Raw genomic sequence first — 2,764 nt, 5'->3', positions numbered from 1 at the left:
CCCTACATAAGACAAACAACAACCAGAAAAACTACATACCTAAGACGGGGTCCCTGGATTTGGAAAAGAAGGCTTAATAACTCCTCCTCTACAAGCAGTCAACAAACAAAAACACATACCCCCATGCAAAAAACATAACTATTACATCGTTCCAAAAATGAAACCGATAAATTTTAAAAACATAATTATCGTTGAAAGATTAAAGAGTCATGGATTGATAGATTTTGGTTGAAAATAATTCTCCCCTTGAAATAATTGTCTTTTCGGATTACATTTGCCCCTTTTGTTTAATAGGATACCTTACCTTGAAAAAACTTAAGGAAGATTACGGTGACAGAATTAGCTTTAACTGGAAACACTATCCTCTTTATCCCGGAACCGACAAACCCTACTTTTCCGATGATTATATTCTCAATGTTTTTGAACACGTAAAGAATCTGGTTGAAGAGAGGGAATTAGACATAGAGATTGTTCCCCCAGAGCTCCCTTTTATGCTTCCCGATTCCATGAAAGCCTTTGAGGCCAGTGAGTGTGCCCGGGATCAAGGCAAGTTCTGGAAGTTTCATGAGAAGGTTTTTGAAGCTTTATTTAAAGAACATAAAGACATTGGTAACGTCGAAGTTTTGAAAGAAATAGCCATCAGTGTGGGAATGGATGTGGAAAAGTTCGAAAACTGCTTGAACAATGGATCCAAGAGAGAGATTATAAAGCAAAACTTCCGCGAGGGAAGAAGCAGAGGGATTTCCGGAGTTCCAATGTTTATTATAAAGAATCATGCGGTGATAATTGGAGCTGAACCCTACTCACTATTCAAAGAGGAAATTGATAGAGCTCTAGGACTGCAAGGAAAATGAAAAATAGTATAGATTGCTGAGATTAAGAAATGGATTTTAAGAGTTTATTCTCCGTAACGCTGCTCGAGGGACTCGGATTTCTCTGCGTATCTGTAGCCCCATCTATCCAGAGCTTTTTTTAGTTCCGGATGGGTTTCTGCATATTCTTCAAGGGGAATTTTTTTCATAACGGCATCTATGGCCTGTCTCATGGCGGTGGCTCCGGCTCTGGTTCCATCCGGGTGTCCATGAATACCGCCACCAGCATTAATTACAAGGTCTTTACCTAAAATTTCTATATTTTTTGGAACCAGTGTGGGGTGTATTCCTCCGGAAGCCACAGGGAATACTGTTTTAATATTTCCCCATTTTTGGAGCAACACTTCGTTGGATTCCTTTGCCTCAGCTGTTTCTTCCGGGAGACCCATTTTACCCGCCGCAGTTCCGCTGTGCAGTTGATCCCCTCCGGCGAGCCTCGTTAATCTAGCTATCACCCTCATATGGACTCCGTGAAGAGGATTTTTAGTGAAGGCAGCATGAAATGTTCTGTGACAATGGATGGGAAGCCTCATTGAAGGGTCTTCTGCAAGTTGCTGTAATACGGCCAGGCCAGAAAGCAGTATATCGAGCATAATCATATTTGCTCCATTTTCCACCGCGTAATCAGCAAACTCAAACAACCTGTTCAGATTCCCTGTAATATTTAAAGCATAGAAAACTGTTCGTCCAGTTTCCTCCTTTACCAAATCCATTTTCTCCATAACCTTGGAAAGCCTCTCTTCCAAGGGACAGAAGCTTTGAGAAACGAGAGTTTCATCGTCCTTGATAAGATCCACTCCGCCAACTGCTGCTTCGTACGCCACCTCTGCGGTCTGTGAGGGATTGAGCCCAACTTTGGGTTTAATTATGGTTCCCAAGTGAGGCCTTCTAGTTTTCTTCGTGCCTGCGAGTTCTCTTACACCCTCTAAACCGAATTTCGGTCCTGGAAAATGGGAAAGCACAGACTTGGGAAACTCGGCGTCGAGAAGTCTCACATTTTTCAATGCCGAGAGTCCAAATAGATTTCCCGCAATCATGCTCATTATATTGGGAATGCCTCCCCTTTCCAAATCAAAAAGATCAACTGGAAAAGCTATCTTAATCAGTCCAATTCCCTTCCTTTTTTTCTCGAATTGAAAAGCCTTAGCCGCAAGTCTCCGCTGAATATCAGTAGTCACAGTTCCAATGTCGGTCCAGGTTCCTATGGATTCTTCCTCAGCTATAGCTTCTCCAGCCCTCTCAAGACTGCCATCGGTTTCCACATAATAAGTGCAAATAATATGACTTTCAGGATCAATTCCCGAAACATCAGAAAAGAATATTCCTTCCAAACCATTTCACCACCATTTCAAAAATTGAAAGGATTCAAATATCCTTATTTCCTTATACAAACTAAGTCTCCTTTCCTATTACGAGGTCTATATTTTTCACCCTTGCTATTCTTCTCATCTCTTTGGCTACACTACTAGGAGCTGTCAAAATACGTAAAAATAGGTATCTGGGTTCCTTTTTGTATATCTTCTTTGCAGCCTCAGCCTTCTTCAAAAGCTTGGATATTTCATCGACACTCTCAGCGTAGGCAGTAACCTCCCCAACTATCAAGGGTTCCTTACTGAAAAGATTTATCTCTTCTCCATCCACCACCGTCCTCTCTAGACTGACTCCTACAGGGAGAATTCCTCGTTCCCTAAGTGAACCACTCATCCAGTCTTTCACAAACTCCTCTAAACCCACTCCAGCAAACTTTCTCATAGAATCAAAACCCACGAAAAGTTCAGACCTAAGATCCACCTGACCCCGCTCCAACGATTTAACTCTAACCAACATCTCCGTAAAATCTTCTCTAAGAAACTTAATCTCCTCATCTATTCTCCTAATGTCCTCCTTGATAC

The 2,764-nt window shown here is 41.8% G+C and carries 3 protein-coding genes; 1 reads left to right on the top strand and 2 read right to left on the bottom strand.

Annotated features, from left to right (window positions below; genetic code table 11):
* Positions 1-224 precede the first annotated feature (224 nt).
* Complete coding sequence (locus ACUVXA_RS14980) at positions 225-854, top strand: DsbA family oxidoreductase (protein WP_445872088.1); 630 nt, start codon at positions 225-227, stop codon at positions 852-854.
* A 44-nt stretch (positions 855-898) separates the two neighbouring features.
* On the opposite strand, the gene ACUVXA_RS14975 is transcribed toward ACUVXA_RS14980, so the two are convergent.
* Positions 899-2,203, bottom strand: a complete 1,305-nt coding sequence (locus tag ACUVXA_RS14975; protein WP_445872087.1) for a RuBisCO large subunit C-terminal-like domain-containing protein — start codon at positions 2,201-2,203, stop codon at positions 899-901.
* Between the two features lie 61 nt (positions 2,204-2,264).
* Positions 2,265-2,764: hypothetical protein (locus tag ACUVXA_RS14970; RefSeq protein ID WP_445872086.1), on the bottom strand; the 500-nt coding region annotated here is incomplete at its 5' end.

This window comes from Candidatus Jordarchaeum sp., from assembly GCF_052745115.1.
This window is presented reverse-complemented; position numbering and strand designations above follow the sequence as displayed.